This is a genomic window from Micromonospora sp. NPDC005197, assembly GCF_040608295.1.
Taxonomy (GTDB): domain Bacteria; phylum Actinomycetota; class Actinomycetes; order Mycobacteriales; family Micromonosporaceae; genus Micromonospora.
Genome location: NZ_JBEXHY010000125.1, coordinates 1 through 14,315 on the forward strand (window position 1 = coordinate 1; position 14,315 = coordinate 14,315).

Genomic DNA, 14,315 nt, shown 5'->3' on the forward strand with positions numbered 1-14,315 from the left:
CGCACGTCGTGTGCGGGGCGGCGCCGGAGAGTCGGGAACTACCAGAACCGGCGGCGCTTGGCCTTCTGCGGGCGGATCAGATCCGCGCCCCTGGTCAGCAGCCGGGTCGCCCCGGAGGGACCACGCCGGGCCTCCAGGGTGTGGCTGAGCCGGCGGGCGCCGGCCGCGGCCAACGGCACCGCGATCGCCATCACCGCCCACTGGGCAATGCGCTTCTGGATCATGTGGGTTCACCTCCGTCAGTGGCTTCTGACGTTCCTGATACCCAGCGTGACGGGTGGATAAGCCTCGCTCAGACCGTCGGGGCGACCGGGTTGGGCAGCGCGCCGCCGAACCGCCGGTCCCGCTGGGCGTACAGCTCGCACGCGTACCAGAGGTGGCGGCGGTCGAAGTCCGGCCAGAGGGTGTCCAGGAAGACCAACTCGGCGTACGCGGTCTGCCAGAGCAGGAAGTTGGAGATCCGCTCCTCGCCGGAGGGCCGCAGGAACAGGTCCACCTCCGGGATCTCCGGGTGGTACAGGTATTTCGCGACGGTCTTCTCGGTGACCTTCGACGGGTCCAGTCGACCGGCCGCCACGTCCCGGGCGATCGCCGCGGCGGCGTCGCCGATCTCGGCCTGCCCGCCGTAGTTCACACAGAACTGCAGGGTCAGCGTCGAGTTGCCCCGGGACATCTCCTCGGCGGTCTGCAACTCGGAGATGACGCTCTTCCACAACCGCCCCGGCCGCCCCGACCAGACCACCCGGACGCCGAGGTCGACCAGCTGGTCGCGGCGTCGACGGATCACGTCCCGGTTGAACCCCATCAGGAACCGGACCTCGTCGGGCGAGCGCCGCCAGTTCTCGGTGGAGAACGCGTACGCCGACAGGTAGGGGATGCCCATCTCGATCGCGCCCTCGATGGTGTCGAAGAGGCTGTGCTCCCCCGCCTCGTGGCCCTTGGTGCGGGGCAACCCGCGCTCCTTGGCCCACCGGCCGTTGCCGTCCATCACGACGGCCACGTGCTTCGGCACCGCCTCGCTCGGCAGCGCCGGCGGCCGGGCACCGGACGGGTGCGGCGTCGGTGGCGTCGGCTCCCGCCGGCCGGACCTCATCGATCGGATCACTCGGCTCTCTCCCTGCTCGTGCCGTCCGCACCGGCCTCGACGTCACCGTGCGGCCGGAGCATCGCAGCCCCACCGCCGCCCGGCGGCGGGACCGTGCCGGCGACCGAGGGCCCCCGGTCGACCAGCGGCAGCGAGCGTAGCGCGCGTTCCAGATGCCACTGGAGGTGCGCCGCGACCAGCCCGCTGCACTCCCGACGTACACCGGTCTCGGTGGCGTCGGCGACCACCCAGTCGCCGGTGGTCAGCGCGGACATCAGGTCGATGGTGGCCGGCGCGGGATGGGCCGCGCCGGGCGGCCGGCAGTCCGGGCAGACCGCGCCGCCGGCCGGCACGGAGAACGCGCGGTGCCGCCCGGGGGTGCCGCAGACCGCGCAGGCGATCAGCGCCGGAGCCCAGCCCGCGAGAGCCATCCCGCGCAGCAGGTACGCGTCGAGCACCAGCGTGGTCGCGTGTTCGCCCCGGGACAGCGCCTTCAACGCCCCCACGGTGAGCTGGAACAGCCGCAGCGACGGCTCCCGCTCGACCGGCGTCAGCCGCTCGGCGGTCTCGGCGATCGCGCTGGCCGCCGTGTAGCGGGGATAGTCGCCGAGGAACCGCTTGCCGTACAGCTCGATGCCCTCGACCTGGCTGACCGTGTGCAGCGAGCTGCCGTGGTTGCCCTTGGGGTCGCCGGCGAGTTGGAGGTCGACGTGACCGAACGGCTCCAGCCGGGCGCCGAACTTGCTCATCGTGCGCCGGACCCCCCGGGCGACCGCCCGCAGCCGGCCGTGCCGGCGGGTGAGCAGCGTGATGATCCGGTCGGACTCGCCGAGCTTCTGCACGCGCAGCACCACCGCGTCGTCGCGGTAGAGCTGTCGGCGGTACCCGGCCATCGGACCATTCTCCCTCGGGGTGTGAAATCAGGGTTGGTTCGGGGTGGACGCGCGGACGAACCCCGATGCGCCCGGCTCGTCACCGGCCGTAGCGTGCTCGTCATGGCACTGCACGAGACCACCGCCGCCCGTCGTCGCCACGCCACCGCGCCCGTCGCGTTGGGGCTGGCCACCGCCCTCATCCTGCTCGCCGGGTGCGACAACCTGTCCTTCCGCCGGCTCGACTACGACAACACCGAGGCGGTGAAGATCAGCACCATCCGGGTGCAGGGGGGCTCCGGAGACGTGATCGTCCGAGGCGACGGCACGGCGGGCGAGGCACGGATCAAGCGGGTCGTGCGCTATCAGGGCGGCGAACCCAAGGCCCGGTACGAGATCAAGGACAGCGAGCTGGTGCTGGACACCGACTGCGGCGACCGGTGCAGCGTCTCGTACGAGGTGACCGTCCCCGGGGGCGTGACCGTGCAGGGCGAGAGCGGCTCGGGTGACGTCGAGCTGACCAGGGTCGGCGCGGTGAAGCTGCGGCTGGGCTCGGGCGACGTGCGGATCAGCGACGTCGCCGGTGCGATCGACGTGGAGACCGGCTCCGGCAACATCGAGCTGAGCGAGGCCCGTTCGGCCGTACGACTGCGCGCCGGCTCCGGCGACATCACGGCTCGCCGTGTGGGCGGAACGACGGACGCCGAGGCCGGCTCCGGCAACGTCGTCGTCGAGCTGGAGACCGCCGCCTCGGCGCGTCTGCACGCCTCCAGCGGGGACGTCTCGCTGGTGGTGCCGGCCGGCAGTTACCGGGTCCGCTCCAACACCGGCTCCGGCGACGCCCGGATCACCGTCGCCGACGACCCGGCCGCCTCCCTGGTGCTCGACGGCTCGGCCGGCAGCGGCGACGTGTCGATCAGCCAGCGTTGATCTCGACGGTCGCCGCCGCACCGGACACCCGCTGCGCCGGTACGGCCGCCCGTCCGACAGTCTCGCCGACTCCGAGACGACCCGCCGGGCCACCGTCGGAGGGGGCCGGCGGGACGGTCGGGCGGGGCGGCCCGCCCGGGATCAGCTCCGGGCGGCGACGGGCGGCGACGTCCTCGACCCAGCCGACGGCCAGGGTGACCAGACCGACAAGCGCGAAGACCAGCAGCACCCGGACAGCCAGCCCCACCGGGTCCTGGTGCGACCAACCGACCACGTCGACCAGCGGGGTGAGCGCCACCACGAACGGCATGTGCCAGAGATAGATGGTGAGCGCCCGCCGGTTGAACACGGTCACCACCCGTTCGGCCAGCCGGCTGCGCTCCAGCCAGGCCACCCCGGCCGGCGCCCGACCCAGCACGACCAGGATGAACGCGGCCGACCAGAGCGCGTTGCCGAGGTGGTTGTCGTTGAGGTCGTACCCGCGCGGGCCGGGATGCGTGACGATCCAGGCCCCGCCGACGACCGCGAGGCCCAGCGACAGCGGGTACAGCACCCGGCCGGTGAGTCGACGCAGCATCCCGGCGTGGTGGGCGAAGCCGAGCAGCCACGCGCCGAAGTACAGGCCGAACTCGCGCACCACCGGCGGCGCCGGGTAGATCCCCACCTCGATCGTCACCAGCACCACGTACGGGGCGAGCAGGGTGGGCAGCGGGGCCCGCCGGAACAGCCAGAGCGCGACCGGCGAGGCGAGCACGAACCACAGGTAGTCCCGCAGGTACCAGATGATGCTCAGCGCCAGGGCGCCCCAGTTGTTCGCCGGCGGGTCGGTGATCGGGAACAGCCACAGCAGCACCCGGGGCGACAGCGCCAGCCCGGTGAGCAGCATGGCCGGCACGAAGACGGCCGCCAGCACCCACAGCGACGGCAACAGCCGGCGCAACCGGCGGCCGACCGCCACCGGGCCGGACCGCGCGAGCGAGGCGGCCATCAACGAGCCGGCCAGCGCGAACATCACCGACATGGCGGGGAAGACGAGGGTGAGGGTCGCCCAGCCGGTGACGTGGTAGACGACCACCCGGACGATGGCGAGGAAACGGAGCAGATCGAGGTATCTGTTGCGCATCAGCCTGCATCTGGATCGGGGACGCGGTGCTTTCTCCCCTACCCTTCGCGGCCCGCGCGCCAAACGACGCCGACCCCGGCCGATCGTGAGGCTGCCCATGGGGCCGACCGGAAACGATCAGGCCGACCGGCACCCGCCCCTCAGCAGGGCCGCCGGATGACGCTCAGAAGCCCAGCTTGCGCAACTGCCTCGGGTCGCGCTGCCAGTCCTTCGCGACCCGCACGTGCAGGTCGAGATAGACCCGGCTGCCCAGCAGCTCCTCGATCTGCCGGCGGGCGTTCGTGCCGACCTCCTTGAGCCGGCTCGCCTTGTGACCGAGGACGATGGCCTTCTGGCTGGGCCGTTCCACGTACAGGTCGGCGTAGATCTTCATGACCTGACCCTCGGGGATCATCTCCTCGACCACCACGGCGATGGAGTGTGGCAGCTCGTCGCGGACGCCCTCCAGGGCCGCCTCCCGGATCAGCTCGGCGACCATCACCTGCTCCGGGTCGTCGGTCAGCATGTCGTCCGGGTAGAGCTGGGGCGACGGCGGCAGGTATTTGGTCATCACGTCGACGAGCGTGTCCACCTGATGCCCCGAGACGGCGCTCACCGGCACGATCTCGGCGAACTCGCCCAGCTCGCTGACCGCGAGCAACTGCTCGGCCAGCCGGCGCTTGTCCACCAGGTCGGTCTTGGTGACCACCGCCAGCACCGTCGCCTTCAGCTCGGCCAGCTCGCCGGTGATGAACCGGTCGCCGCGCCCCACCGGCTCGTCCGCCGGGATGCACAGGCCGATCACGTCGACCTCGGTCCAGGTCGAGCGGACCAGGTCGTTGAGGCGCTCACCGAGCAGCGTACGGGGGCGGTGCAGACCCGGCGTGTCCACCAGAACCAGCTGCGACTCCGGACGGTGCAGCACCGCCCGGATGACGTGCCGGGTGGTCTGCGGCTTGTTCGAGGTGATCGCGATCTTGGTGCCGACGATGGCGTTCGTCAGGGTGGACTTGCCGGCGTTGGGCCGGCCCACGAAGCAGCCGAACCCGGCCCGGTACGGACGCGGCTCCGGATCCCGGACGGGGCTCACTGGGTCACCGTGCCGAGCACGGTGCCGTCCGGGGCGGCCACGTGGATCGGCGCGTCCACGGCGAGGTCGCGTACCGCGGCGTGCCCGGCGCCGTCAAGCGTCGACGCCTCGGTCACCACCACCGCCGCCTCCAACCGGCCCGCACCGGCGGCCACGGCAGAGGCCACCGCCAACTGCAGGGCCGTGAGAGTCAGCGAGGGCAGCGCGACGCTGGCCGCCGCGTACGTCCGGCCGTCGGAGTCCCGGACCGCGGCCCCCTCCACGGCACCGACCCGCCCGCGGGCGCCCCGGGCCAGGACGACGAGCTTGCCGTCCTCGGCGCTCAGCGGTCCCGGCGCGGTGGGGGTGGGCCGGGCGGCGGGCGCGGCGGGTGTCTCAGGCATCGGCGGCTTGCCTCTCCTCGTCTCGGTAATGATCCGGGTCGTCCCCGGGGCCGGCATGGTCGCCGCGCCCGGTGCTGTCCTGCTCGTCGCCCGACTCCACCCTGCTGACCAGGACGGTGTCGATCCGGTTGCGCCGGCCCGTGGTGCCCTCGGCGACCAGCCGGAGGCCGGCCACCTCGGCCTGCGCTCCGGGGATCGGCACCCGTCCCAGCGACTGGGCGAGCAGGCCACCGACCGTCTCCACCTCGTCGGTGGGCAGATCGGCGCCGAACATCTCGCCCAGGTTCTCCACCGGCAGGCGGGCGGTCACCCGCACCGAGGAGTCCGCGAGGCGTTCGACCGGCGGGCGTTCGACATCGTACTCGTCGGTGATCTCACCGACGATTTCCTCCAGGATGTCCTCGATGGTGACCAGACCACCGGTGCCGCCGTACTCGTCGACCACGATGACCAGGTGGTTGCGGGCCGCCTGCATCTCCGACAGCAGATCGTCGACCGGCTTGGACTCCGGGACGAAGGTGGCCGGGCGCATCAGCTCGGCCACTGGCAACTGCTCGGCGTCCGGGTCGCCGCCCCGCGACCGCCGGATCAGGTCCTTGAGGTAGAGCACCCCGAGCACGTCGTCGACGCTCTCCCCGATCACCGGAATGCGGGAGAAACCCGACCGCAGGAAGAGCACCAACGCCTGGGCGAGGGTCTTGCCCTCCTCGATCCACACCATCTCGGTACGCGGGACCATCACCTCGCGGGCGATGGTGTCGCCGAGCGCGAAGACCGAATGGATCATCTGACGCTCGCCGTGCTCCACGACGCCGCGCTGCTCGGCCAGGTCCACCAGCTCACGCAGCTCCACCTGGCTGGCGAACGGCCCCTCCCGGAAGCCGCGCCCCGGGGTGACCGCGTTGCCGATCAGGATGAGCAGCGACGCGAGGGGGTTGAGCGCGCGGCCCAGCCAGCGGACCAGCGGCGCGACCGCCCGGCCCACCGCGTACGCGTGCTGCCGGCCGATGGTGCGCGGCGCGACACCGACCACCACGAAGCTGACCACGGTCATCGCGCCGGCGGTGACCAGCGCGGCACGCCAGCCGGCGCCGAAGCTGTCCACCGCGACCAACGCCACCAGCGTGGTGGCGGTCAGCTCGGCGAGCAGCCGCAGCAACAGCAGCAGATTGAGGTGCCGGACGACGTCCGAGGCCACGACCTGGAGGGTCCGGGCGCCGCGCACGCCGTCCCGGGCCAGCTCGGCGGCCCGGGCCGGCGAGACCGCGGCGAGCGCCGCCTCGGTCATGGCGATCACACCGCCCAGCACCACCAGGCCCGCCGCGAAGACGATCAGTTGCAGGTCGGGAAGGCCGGCCGTGGGGCCGACCGCGAGTAACGAAGGAGTGGACATCACTGGGTGCGGGTCGACCGCCAGCTCGCCAGCAGTCGAGCCTGCAGAGCGAACATCTCGCGCTCCTCCTCCGGCTCGGCGTGGTCGTAGCCGAGCAGGTGCAGCACCCCGTGAACGGTGAGCAGGTGCAGCTCGTCGGCTGAGGCGTGCCCGGCGGTCGCCGCCTGCTTGGCCGCGACCTCGGGGCAGAGCACGATGTCACCGAGCAGGGCCGGCTCGCCGCCGGCGGGGGCGCTCTCGCCCGGACCGTGGTCGACGCTTCCCTCGTCCATCGGGAAGGCGAGCACGTCGGTCGGGCCGTCCCCACCCATCCAGCGGTGGTTCAGCTCGGTCATGTAGTCGATGTCGACCAGCAGCACGGAGAGCTCGGCGAGGGGGTTGACCCCCATCTCGTCGAGGGCGTGCCGGGCGACGGCGAGCACGGCGTCGGTGTCGACCTCGACACCGGACTCGTTGGCGATCTCGATGGACAACTGCTTTCCTCTGCTTTAGCGGCGGCGGCCGGACCGGCCGCCCTGGGCGGGTCGCCCGGGAACGGCGTGGACGCCCTGCGCCTGCTGGGTCTCCCGCTCGGCGTCCCAGCGGGCGTACGCGTCGACGATTTCCCCGACCAGCCGGTGGCGAACCACGTCGGAGCTGGACAACTGGGAGAAGTGCACGTCGTCGACGTTCTCCAGGATCTCCCGGACCACCCGCAGGCCGCTGCTCGTCCCGCCGGGAAGGTCCACCTGGGTGATGTCACCCGTCACGACGATCTTGGAGTTGAAGCCGAGTCGGGTGAGGAACATCTTCATCTGCTCGGGCGTCGTGTTCTGCGCCTCGTCCAAGATGATGAACGCGTCATTCAACGTCCTGCCCCGCATGTACGCCAGGGGCGCGACCTCGATCGTCCCGGCGGCCATCAGCTTCGGGATCGACTCCGGGTCGAGCATGTCGTGCAGCGCGTCGTAGAGCGGGCGCAGGTACGGGTCGATCTTCTCGTTGAGCGTGCCGGGCAGGAAGCCCAGCCGCTCCCCCGCCTCGACCGCCGGTCGGGTCAGGATGATGCGGTTGACCTGCTTGGCCTGGAGCGCCTGGACGGCCTTCGCCATCGCCAGGTAGGTCTTGCCGGTGCCGGCCGGGCCGATGCCGAAGACGATGGTGTTCGAGTCGATCGCGTCGACGTACCGCTTCTGCCCGAGCGTCTTGGGGCGGATGGTGCGCCCGCGACGGGAGAGGATGTCGAGGGTCAGGACCTCGGCGGGCCGCTCGGCGCTGCCCTGCTCGAGCATGCCGACGGTACGCCGGACGGCGTCAGTGGTCAGGGTCTCGCCTTTCTCGATGAGTTCGAGCAGCTCACTGAAGACCCGCTCGGCGAGGGCGTTGTCCGCGGGGGCGCCGGTGATCGTGATCTCGTTGCCCCGGACGTGCACGTCACTGGCGACCGAGCGTTCGACGAGTCGCAGGATCTCGTCGCCCGCGCCGAGCAGATTGACCATGATCTTGGAGTCGGGCACGGTGATCCTGGTCTGCACCCGGGGCGGGCCGGGAGGTGGGGTGCCGGTCATAGGTCGGGCCGAAGGGCCCTGCGCACCTGCTCTCGATCTCGGCGCCGGCCCTGCTGGCACGGCGTGCGGACGTTACACCCATCGTATCGGGTCAACGCGGGCCGCATCGCGCCCATTTCCGCTGGCCGCGATCAACTCCCGGCCCGGAAGTCGTACCGGTCGAAGGTCTCCTGGTGGCGGGTGAACCGGTAGGTCGCCCAGTGCATCCGGACCACCGTCTGAGCTTCGTCCCGGGTCAGCCGCAGCAGCTCGCCGACCTCCCGGCCGGAGACGGTCCGGAACACGTCCGGCCGGTCCGGCAGCGGTGCGAAGACCGCCGGGGGGCGGCCGGCCGCATCCCCGGCCCCGCGCGCCCGCAGGGCGCCGTCGTGCCAGGAGAAGACGTACTCGAAACCCTCGCCCCACCAGCGGCCGAGCACCCCCCGCAGGGCCGCCGGAGCGGGTGCGCCGGGCGTCCACGGCTCGATGTCGGCGGGATCGTGCTCGACCGCCTCGGTGAGCAGCCGGTGCGGGAGTTCGAGCAACTCGGCCGCTGTGCCGGACGAGCCGAGCACCGCGGCGCCCATCGCGCCGGCCGTGCCGTCGCCACCCCGCCGGCCGTACACGCCGGCCAGGAAGCCGGGCATCGCCCCGTCGTGCCCCACGTGCACCACCCGCTCGCCCTGCGGGACGAGGATCAGGCCGAGCCCGAAGCCGGCGCCCCAGAGCGTCTCGTCGGTCGTGGTCAACGGCCAGCGCATCTCGTCCAGGGTGCCCGGGGCGAGCACCGCGCCGGCCGGGTCGAGCGCCGCCGGGTCGGCGAGGAACGCCGCCCAGCGGGCCATGTCGGTCGCGGTGCTCCAGAGCTGGGCGGCCGGGCCCACCGCGCCGAAGTCGGTCGGCGGCTCCGGGTGCGCCTCGTCGGAGTACGCGTCGACCAGGTAGCCGGTGGCCGCCGAGGGCCGAGGGGTCACGGTCGTGTCGGTCAGCCCCAGCGGCGTCAGCACCCGCTCGGCGAGCGCCTCCGCCCAGCTGCCCCCGCGCAGCCGACCGACCAGCAGGCCGAGCACGGCGAGGCCCAGGTTGGAGTAGTGGAAACGCCGGCCGGTGGGCAACACCCGCTCGGCGCGGTCCAGCCCGGCCACCAACTGCTCGGCGTCCGGCGCGTTCAGGGTGTCCCAGACGTCACCGAACGGCTCGCGTTGCAGTCCGCCGGTGTGCGACAGCAGCCGCCGCACGGTCAGCTCGCCGTGTGCGGGAAGGTCCAGGTGCCGGCCCACCGGGTCGTCCAGGTCCAGCAGCCCGTCGTCGCGGCACTGAAGGGTGAGCACCGCCGTGAAGGTTTTGGTGACCGAGCCGATCCGGAACTGGGTGCCCGGACCCAAGGGGCTGTCGGTGCCGGTGCCCCCGACAGTGCAGCTCCACAGCGGTCGGTCGGCCCGGTGCAGCGCCGCCGACACCGCCGGCACCCGGGCGTCGGCCTGCACCCGGCGGACCAGCCGGCCCAACCGGTCGTGCGCGTACGGGCCGGCCGTCACGCCAGGTCCCGGGCGAGCATCGGGCCGAGCGGCGCGCCACCGAGCAGGTGCGCGTGCGCGTGGAACACCTCCTGCCCGCCGTACACCCCGGTGTTGAACATCAGCCGGAACCCGTCGCCGAGCAGCCCCTCGTCATCGGCCACCGCGGCGGCCGTGGCGAGCACCGCACCGGCCAGCGCCGGGTCACCCTCGGCGAGCGTGGCGACGTCGGCGTAGTGCTCCTTCGGAATGACCAGGACGTGCACCGGGGCCTTCGGGTCGATGTCGCGGAAGGCGAGCGTGGTGGCGGTCTCCCGGACCACGGTGGCCGGAATCTCCCCGGCGACGATGCGGCAGAACAGGCAGTCGGATCCCATCGGGGCAGTGTAAGGACGCGGGGCACGGCTGAGGCAGGATGGCCGGCATGACGGATCGGGCGGTACTGGTGACTGGTTCCTCGCGCGGCATCGGCCGCGCGGTGGTGGAGGCGTTCGCCGCCAGCGGCGACCGGGTGGCCATCCACCACCGCGACTCCGGCGACGCGGCCGAGGAGCTGCGCGCGGGCCTGCCCGGCTCGGGGCACGTGGTGGTCCGCGCCGACCTCACCGACCCGGACGCGGTCCGGGCCATGGTCGACCGGGCCGCCGAACTGCTCGGCGGGCTGGACGTGCTGGTCAACAACGCCGGGACGTACGGCGACCGGGACGACCCGCACCCGATTTTCGGCGCCTCCTACGAAGAGTGGCAGCAACGCTGGCGGCAGGTGCTGGAGACCAACCTGACCGGGGCCGGCAACGTCATCTGGTGCGCCGCCCAGCACCTGCGCGAGCGTGGCGGCCGGATCGTCAACGTGTCGTCCCGGGGCGCGTTCCGCGGCGAGCCGCACCAGCCGGCGTACGGGGCCAGCAAGGCGGGGCTCAACGCGCTGGGCCAGTCCCTCGCCGTGGCCCTCGCGCCGTACGGCATCACGGTCGCCACCGTCGCGCCGGGCTTCGTGGCGACCGACATGGTCACCGAGTACCTGAGCGGTGCGGAGGGCGCGGCGATCCGGGCGCAGAGCCCGTTCGACCGGGTGGCCCGGCCGGAGGAGATCGCCGCCGCGGTGCACTGGCTGGCGTCCCCCGAGGCCGAGTGGGCCTCCGGCACGATCGTCGACCTCAACGGCGCCTCCTACCTGCGCACCTGACCACCCGCCAGCCCGCGCCGCCACCGGCCAGGGCCTCCCGCCTGCTCATCACGTCCTTTGCTCTGCTTCAACCACGGCAACACTCAACGGCCGAAACTGTTGCGTCGGTTGAAGCAGAGCAAAGGACGCGGACAAGGTGGGATGCCTGGGTCGGGGCACGAGTCACCACAGCTACACGAGTCACCACAGCTAGCGGTGGGACTACCAGCGGCCGAGGCGGGTGGCGAGCACGCTGAGCGCGGCCACGCCGGCCGTGGAGGTCCGCAGCACCTCCGGCCCGAGGCGTACCGGCCGGCCGCCGGCCTCGCGGAAGGCGGTCAACTCGGCCGGAGCGATGCCGCCCTCGGGGCCGACGACCAGGACGATCTCACCGATGGAGGGCAGGTCGGCGGTGGTGAGCCGCTCCTCGGCCTCCTCGTGCAGGACGAACCCGGCGGCGGCGCCGGCGATGCGGCGGGCGACCGTCGCGGTGGACTCGTCCGGCGCGCCGGCCACCACCGGCAGCCAGGGCCGGCGGGCCTGCTTCGCCGCCTCGCGGGCGGTGGCGACCCACTTCTCGCGGGCCCGTACGCCCCGGTCGCCGCGCCACTGGACCACCGAGCGCGACGCCGCCCAGGGCACGATCTCGTCCACCCCGACCTCGGTCATCGCCTGCACGGCCAGCTCGCCCCGGTCACCCTTGGCGATGCCCTGCACGGTGACGATCCGGGGTACGGGCGCGTCCGCGTACTCCCGGGAGGTGAGGGTGACCTCCAGGCTGCCCCTGCCGACGGCGGTGACCACGGCGGCGGCCGTGCCACCCCGCCCGTCGGCGAGCAGCAGCCCCTCGCCGACGCGCAGCCGCTGCACGGTGGCGGCGTGGTGCCCCTCGGGCCCGTCGAGGGTCAGCGCGTCGCCGGTGGGCAGCGCGTCGACCAGGAAGAGCGGCGCGGACACGTCAGGCGTGGCCGTTGAACGCGTCGCGCATCCGGGAGAAGAAGCCGCCTTGCTTGGTCAGCTCGGCGACCTCCTCACCCCGGGTCTTGGCGAAGTCGCGCAGCATCTTCTCCTGGTCGGGGTCGAGCTTGGTGGGCGTCCGGACGTCGAGGTGCACGTAGAGGTCACCCCGGCCGGTGCCGCGCAGGTGCGGCACACCCCGGGCGCGCAGCCGCAGCGTGCTGGCCGGCTGGGTGCCGGCCTTGACGTCGACGGTCTCCTCGCTGTCCAGCGTCTTGATGGTGAGCCGGGTGCCCAGCGCGGCGGCGGTCATCGGCACGGTGACCCGGCAGTGCAGGTCGTCGCCCTTGCGGGAGTAGACGTCGTGTGGCCTCTCGTGGATCTCCACGTAGAGGTCACCGGCGGTGCCGCCGCCCGGGCCGACCTCGCCCTGCTGGGCCAGCCGGATCCGCATGCCGTCCTCGACACCGGCCGGGATCTTGACGGTGAGCGAACGGCGGGTGCGCACCCGGCCGTCGCCGGCACAGGTGGGGCAGGGGTGCGGGATGGTCGTGCCGTAGCCCTGGCAGACGGTGCACGGCCGGGCGGAGACCACCTGGCCGAGGAAGGTGCGCTGCACCGACTGCACCTCGCCCCGACCGCCGCACGCCTCGCAGGTGGCCAGGTGGGTGCCGGCCGCCGTGCCGGCGCCCGAGCAGGTGGTGCAGAGCACCGCGGTGTCGACGGTGATCGGGGCCTCGACGCCGAACGCCGTCTCGTGCAGGTCGAGTTCGAGCCGCAGGATCGCGTCGGCGCCCGGCCGGGTCCGCGGCCGTGGGCCACGGGCGCCACCTGCCGCGCCGCCGAAGAACGCGTCCATGATGTCCTGGAAGCCGACGAACGGGCCGGCTCCGCCCGGGCCACCCGGGCCGCCCGCGCCGCCGCCTCCCGGGGCGAGCGGGTCGCCACCCAGGTCGACGATCTGCCGCTTGCGGTCGTCCGAGAGGACCTCGTACGCGGCGTTGATGTCCTTGAACTTCTCCTGGGCCTCCGGGTCCGGATTGACGTCCGGGTGGAACTGGCGTGCCAGCTTGCGGTAGGCGCGCTTGATCTCGTCATCGGAGGCTTCCCGGCTGACACCGAGGATGCCGTAGTAGTCCCTGGCCACTGCGTTCCGTGTCCTCATGTTCGTCTCGCGTTACGCCGACCGGCGGCCGCAGCCGGCCGTCGGCCCTGACTGGTCAGTTCTGGGCCAGCAGCTCGCCCACGTAGCGTGCCACGGCGCGCACCGTGGCGATGGTGCCGGGGTAGTCCATGCGGGTGGGCCCCAACACGCCGAGGCCGCCCACGATGGTGGCACCCGGGCCGTACCCGGTGCTGACCACCGAGGCGGCGCGCAGGTTGTCGAACTCGTTCTCGTCGCCGATCAGGACCCGGGTCGTGCTGGGCTCGGTCTCGCCGATGAGCTTGAGCAGCACGACCTCCTCCTCCAGCGCCTCCAGGATGGGTCGCAGCGAGCCCTGGAAGTCGAGCAGGCCGCCCCGGGTGAGGTTGGCGGTGCCGGCCAGGGCGATGCGTTCCTCGTGCCGCTCGACAAGCGTCTCCAGCAGGACGGTGGAGAGGGTGGTCATCGCCGGACGCAGCTCGGCCGGCGCCTCCTCGACCAGCGCCTGCACCAGCGGCGGGGTCTCGGACAGCCGGGCGCCGGCGAGCTTTTCGTTGACGAGCCGGCGCAGGTCGGTGACGTCGTCGGCGGGGACCGGGCCGGGCAGCTCCACCAGCCGCTGCTCGACCCGCCCGGTGTCGGCGATCATGACGAGCATCAGCCGGGTGGTGGAGATCGGCACCAGCTCCAGGTGCCGCACCGAGGAGCGGGCCAGGCTCGGGTACTGCACGACGGCCACCTGCCGGGTGAGCTGGGCGAGCAGGCGCACGGTGCGGTGCACCACGTCGTCGAGATCGACCGCGCCGACGAGGAAGCGCTCGATGGCCCGACGTTCGGCGGGACTGAGCGGCTTGACCCGGGACAGCCGGTCGACGAAGAGGCGGTAGCCGCGGTCGGTGGGCACCCGGCCGGCACTGGTGTGCGGCTGCCGGATGTAGCCCTCCTCCTCCAGCACGGCCATGTCGTTGCGGACCGTCGCCGGGGAGACCCCGAGCTGGTGGCGCTCGACCAGCGCCTTGCTGCCGACCGGCTCCTGGGTGGAGACGTAGTCCTCGACGATGGCGCGGAGCACGGCGAGCTTGCGGTCGTCCAGACCCATCCTCCGCACCTCCTGTCGCACGTCGGCCGGCGGCCCACCCGGGGCCGACGGCC

At 72.7% G+C, this 14,315-nt stretch carries 16 protein-coding genes; 2 read left to right on the forward strand and 14 right to left on the reverse strand.

The genetic code is table 11. The annotated features are described in order from the left end of the window. Positions 1 to 38 precede the first annotated feature (38 nt). From ABZU46_RS26615 to recO, 3 genes are all read right to left on the reverse strand, one after another. Positions 39 to 224 (reverse strand): hypothetical protein, encoded by a 186-nt coding sequence (locus ABZU46_RS26615; protein ID WP_121655421.1) that lies wholly within the window; start codon positions 222 to 224, stop codon positions 39 to 41. Positions 225 to 292: 68 nt separating this feature from the next. Continuing rightward, complete coding sequence (locus tag ABZU46_RS26620; RefSeq protein WP_354862036.1) at positions 293 to 1,093, reverse strand: isoprenyl transferase; 801 nt, start codon at positions 1,091 to 1,093, stop codon at positions 293 to 295. 8 nt (positions 1,094 to 1,101) lie between these two features. Next, positions 1,102 to 1,977 carry a DNA repair protein RecO gene (recO, locus tag ABZU46_RS26625; RefSeq protein WP_354862019.1) on the reverse strand — a complete coding sequence of 292 codons (876 nt, stop codon included), beginning with the start codon at positions 1,975 to 1,977 and terminating at the stop codon, positions 1,102 to 1,104. A gap of 102 nt (positions 1,978 to 2,079) precedes the next feature. On the opposite strand from recO, the gene ABZU46_RS26630 reads away from it, so the two are divergent. Beyond that, the gene (locus tag ABZU46_RS26630; RefSeq protein ID WP_354862021.1) at positions 2,080 to 2,886 is read left to right on the forward strand and encodes a DUF4097 family beta strand repeat-containing protein; all 807 of its coding nucleotides are present in this window, start codon (positions 2,080 to 2,082) and stop codon (positions 2,884 to 2,886) included. Here the strand turns inward: ABZU46_RS26630 and ABZU46_RS26635 are convergent. The 8 genes from ABZU46_RS26635 to ABZU46_RS26670 form a co-directional block, all read right to left on the reverse strand. Then, positions 2,873 to 4,009: an acyltransferase gene (locus ABZU46_RS26635; RefSeq protein WP_354862023.1), complete on the reverse strand. Its 1,137-nt coding sequence runs from the start codon at positions 4,007 to 4,009 to the stop codon at positions 2,873 to 2,875. The genes ABZU46_RS26630 and ABZU46_RS26635 overlap by 14 nt on opposite strands. A 163-nt stretch (positions 4,010 to 4,172) precedes the next feature. Then, positions 4,173 to 5,078, reverse strand: a complete 906-nt coding sequence (gene era / locus ABZU46_RS26640) for a GTPase Era (RefSeq protein ID WP_354862025.1) — start codon at positions 5,076 to 5,078, stop codon at positions 4,173 to 4,175. Next, positions 5,075 to 5,461, reverse strand: coding sequence for a cytidine deaminase (locus tag ABZU46_RS26645; protein ID WP_234587216.1), 387 nt, complete (start codon positions 5,459 to 5,461; stop codon positions 5,075 to 5,077). Before ABZU46_RS26645 ends, era begins: the two co-directional genes overlap by 4 nt. Beyond that, positions 5,454 to 6,878, reverse strand: a complete 1,425-nt coding sequence (locus ABZU46_RS26650) for a hemolysin family protein (protein WP_354862038.1) — start codon at positions 6,876 to 6,878, stop codon at positions 5,454 to 5,456. The genes ABZU46_RS26645 and ABZU46_RS26650 overlap by 8 nt, the downstream gene beginning before the upstream one ends. Next, the gene (gene ybeY / locus ABZU46_RS26655) at positions 6,854 to 7,327 is read right to left on the reverse strand and encodes an rRNA maturation RNase YbeY (protein ID WP_007463954.1); all 474 of its coding nucleotides are present in this window, start codon (positions 7,325 to 7,327) and stop codon (positions 6,854 to 6,856) included. Before ybeY ends, ABZU46_RS26650 begins: the two co-directional genes overlap by 25 nt. Before the next feature lie 15 nt (positions 7,328 to 7,342). Continuing rightward, positions 7,343 to 8,401, reverse strand: coding sequence for a PhoH family protein (locus tag ABZU46_RS26660; protein ID WP_354862027.1), 1,059 nt, complete (start codon positions 8,399 to 8,401; stop codon positions 7,343 to 7,345). A gap of 131 nt (positions 8,402 to 8,532) precedes the next feature. After that, the gene (locus tag ABZU46_RS26665) at positions 8,533 to 9,918 is read right to left on the reverse strand and encodes a serine hydrolase domain-containing protein (protein ID WP_354862029.1); all 1,386 of its coding nucleotides are present in this window, start codon (positions 9,916 to 9,918) and stop codon (positions 8,533 to 8,535) included. Next, a complete protein-coding gene (locus ABZU46_RS26670) occupies positions 9,915 to 10,274 on the reverse strand; it encodes a histidine triad nucleotide-binding protein (RefSeq protein ID WP_354862031.1) in 360 nt (119 codons plus the stop codon). The genes ABZU46_RS26665 and ABZU46_RS26670 overlap by 4 nt, the downstream gene beginning before the upstream one ends. Before the next feature lie 47 nt (positions 10,275 to 10,321). On the opposite strand from ABZU46_RS26670, the gene ABZU46_RS26675 reads away from it, so the two are divergent. Then, positions 10,322 to 11,083, forward strand: coding sequence for an SDR family oxidoreductase (locus ABZU46_RS26675; protein ID WP_354862033.1), 762 nt, complete (start codon positions 10,322 to 10,324; stop codon positions 11,081 to 11,083). A gap of 201 nt (positions 11,084 to 11,284) precedes the next feature. Here the strand turns inward: ABZU46_RS26675 and ABZU46_RS26680 are convergent, their stop codons facing one another. The 3 genes from ABZU46_RS26680 to hrcA all read right to left on the reverse strand — a co-directional run bounded on the left by ABZU46_RS26680 (position 11,285) and on the right by hrcA (position 14,262). After that, complete coding sequence (locus ABZU46_RS26680; RefSeq protein WP_354862035.1) at positions 11,285 to 12,019, reverse strand: 16S rRNA (uracil(1498)-N(3))-methyltransferase; 735 nt, start codon at positions 12,017 to 12,019, stop codon at positions 11,285 to 11,287. Position 12,020: 1 nt separating this feature from the next. Next, the gene (gene dnaJ, locus ABZU46_RS26685; protein ID WP_172899204.1) at positions 12,021 to 13,166 is read right to left on the reverse strand and encodes a molecular chaperone DnaJ; all 1,146 of its coding nucleotides are present in this window, start codon (positions 13,164 to 13,166) and stop codon (positions 12,021 to 12,023) included. 73 nt (positions 13,167 to 13,239) lie between these two features. Next, positions 13,240 to 14,262: a heat-inducible transcriptional repressor HrcA gene (gene hrcA, locus ABZU46_RS26690; RefSeq protein ID WP_354862040.1), complete on the reverse strand. Its 1,023-nt coding sequence runs from the start codon at positions 14,260 to 14,262 to the stop codon at positions 13,240 to 13,242. Positions 14,263 to 14,315: the final 53 nt, after the last annotated feature.